The organism is Okeania sp. SIO2F4 (assembly GCF_010672385.1).
Lineage (GTDB): Bacteria > Cyanobacteriota > Cyanobacteriia > Cyanobacteriales > Microcoleaceae > Trichodesmium.
The window spans coordinates 1-2,368 of the sequence record NZ_JAAHGT010000269.1 but is presented as its reverse complement, the minus strand read 5'-3'; the positions used below and the strand labels follow the sequence as shown (position 1 = coordinate 2,368).

Here is a 2,368-nt window from a genome sequence, read left to right as displayed (position 1 = left end):
ATTTATGTAGGAAATTTCCTCGCCCTAAATATTTCAGATTTCCTCAAAAATGCAGTCATGGAAAATACTGGTAAAATTTCCTCTATCATTTTCCCCTAATGAACCTGAATAAGACAGAAAAATAATCAAGTCACTCAGAAAATTCTAGGGATAATAATTCAGAACATCTGCCAAATGAAATATCTCCACTTGATGACTTACAGCCAAAATTTAATCAGGAAAATCATATAGAAACTTTCTGGAGGAAAATTCATTTATATAGGAAATTTTTTCCCTAGTTCGTAGTTTCCCTTTAGTGCTACTAGATTTGTGGCGCTAAAACAAAATTACAAACTGATACTTGAGAAATTTTTGGGAAAACAAATTGATTTATGTAGGAAATTTCCTCGCCCTAAATATTTCAGATTTCCTCAAAAATGCAGTCATGGAAAATACTGGTAAAATTTCCTCTATCATTTTCCCCTAATGAACCTGAATAAGACAGAAAAATAATCAAGTCACTCAGAAAATTCTAGGGATAATAATTCAGAACATCTGCCAAATGAAATATCTCCACTTGATGACTTACAGCCAAAGTTTAATCGGGAAAATCATATAGAAACTTTCTGGAGGAAAATTCATTTATATCTGCCTCAAGAGCAATACAAGAGCAATATAAGAATAGCAGAAATATTTTCATCTCGTGAAGCTTTCATAAATATAATATGCTTGTTTTTTTCCATAATTAAATCTTTGGATCTATATCCTCCTCAGTGGAAAATCACGAATATTTTCATTTTATGAAGCTCCTAAAAAAAAACGCGCGTCAAAGGATTTTCAGTCACATCCTGACAATTTTTGTGATATGATAAAAACTATAAGGGGTTGTTCGTCTATACATATGATTTTTTATTCAACTAAAAATAGTATAGTTTCCAGGGCAATAGAATTCCGTTCCGCTTTCACCCTGGGACATGAAACGCTCTGCGACATGAAAGGCAGAGAAAGTGCGGCAGCTATATCGCAAATGTTTTAGAAAGGAAAGTCAATGTAAGAGATACCAAATGGGTTATATATATATTTATATATATTGAGTTAGAAGGAAAAATTACATGGAAAACAAATTTGAACATTTGAGAGATGATGAAGTTATTTCAGTAGAAGAACAGCTTCATAAAAATCAATCCCACATAATCAAAAGTACAACCTTTCAAGTTAGTGAGTTAGTGCAAAAATTGAGTGAAAGGATAAGTAGCAAAGAAAATTTAATTTTTAATGGTTTTGATTGTAAAGTATTAAGATTAGGTTCAAGTGCTTGGGTAAAAGGCAAAATCAAACTTGCTTTAGAATTTTACCCTGACGAACAAGACATTTCTAAAACATCTGAAAAAAAGTTATCTGAAAATAGTGAATCAGAATCCCCACTAGATGATTTACGAGAAAAATTTAATCAGGAAAACTAATATAGAAGTAGAAGGACAAAAAATTATTTCCTATAAAACCGTAATAATTCGGATCTAGCTATAAACTTAAAGAAGTGTAATTTGGGATTAACTTTTAATTCTATCTCAATTTCAAAGGTTGCTTTACTATCCTCCTATCATCAATAGCTGATGCCTAATAACTGATGGCTAAATTCTTACATAAAACCTGCCAATAATTAAAAATTTTACCTAATAGCTGAAGTACATGAAAATCAAGATTTTTTAAATCTTTTTTTGTGGGATTTTCGTCAGTTTAAAGGTTTGGAGACCAAACAGGTTTGGAAACCAAACCCCTACTCTATAAACTCTTTTTATTTCCCACCATAATAAAAGGCAATTTCTTTTTCCTTCAATTCAGCAAAATCTGCATTTTTCAACATATTATTTAACTCATCTTGAGAAATATGCTTCGCCCCAATACGCACAATACGAGACCGCATTGTATTACTAACCCCGCTCCTTTGTCGTTGACCTTCTAATGCCATAACCTTCTGATAAAGGTCGAGCTTTGCTGATGGAATAGGAGACCCATCTAAATCTATTCCTTTAGCGATCGCCTCATCAACCGCATCTGCTCCAGTAGTTGATGCAGGTGTAGAATTTATTTCCGAAGACATAGCCATAAATTATTGAGTTTACATAATTATTTTATCTGGTCAAGGAGTAATTTTTTCAAATCCATTCAATCTAAAATTTCAGCAATAAATATCTTCATTAATTTTCTCATATCTGAAGATTTGCAAGCCAAGACAATTTCACTAGATTTCTTGCAAAAGTCAGGGAATAGGGAATAGGTATGGAGGGAATAGGGAGATGAAATTGTTAATTTTAGATCTTGAATTTATTTCATTAAAACTTTTGCAAGAGGTCTACTCTTAGGAACACCAAACTTACTCGATTCATTA

General features: G+C 32.0%; 2 protein-coding genes. One reads left to right on the top strand and one right to left on the bottom strand.

Annotated elements, in window-relative coordinates:
* Positions 1 to 1,091 precede the first annotated feature (1,091 nt).
* Positions 1,092 to 1,442 (top strand): KGK domain-containing protein, encoded by a 351-nt coding sequence (locus tag F6K22_RS17870; protein WP_293100525.1) that lies wholly within the window; start codon positions 1,092 to 1,094, stop codon positions 1,440 to 1,442.
* A gap of 332 nt (positions 1,443 to 1,774) precedes the next feature.
* Here F6K22_RS17870 and F6K22_RS17865 read toward each other — a convergent pair whose 3' ends face one another.
* On the bottom strand, positions 1,775 to 2,080 hold the full coding sequence (locus F6K22_RS17865) for a small RNA NsiR4-regulated ssr1528 family protein (protein WP_293100548.1): 306 nt from the start codon (positions 2,078 to 2,080) through the stop codon (positions 1,775 to 1,777).
* Between the last annotated feature and the right edge of the window lie 288 nt (positions 2,081 to 2,368).

Excerpts from the sequence above, each read along its gene's own strand:
- F6K22_RS17865 (WP_293100548.1), bottom strand. The coding sequence starts at position 2,080 with ATGTCTTCGGAAATAAATTCTACACCTGCATCAACTACTGGAGCAGAT.
- F6K22_RS17870 (WP_293100525.1), top strand. The coding sequence starts at position 1,092 with ATGGAAAACAAATTTGAACATTTGAGAGATGATGAAGTTATTTCAGTA.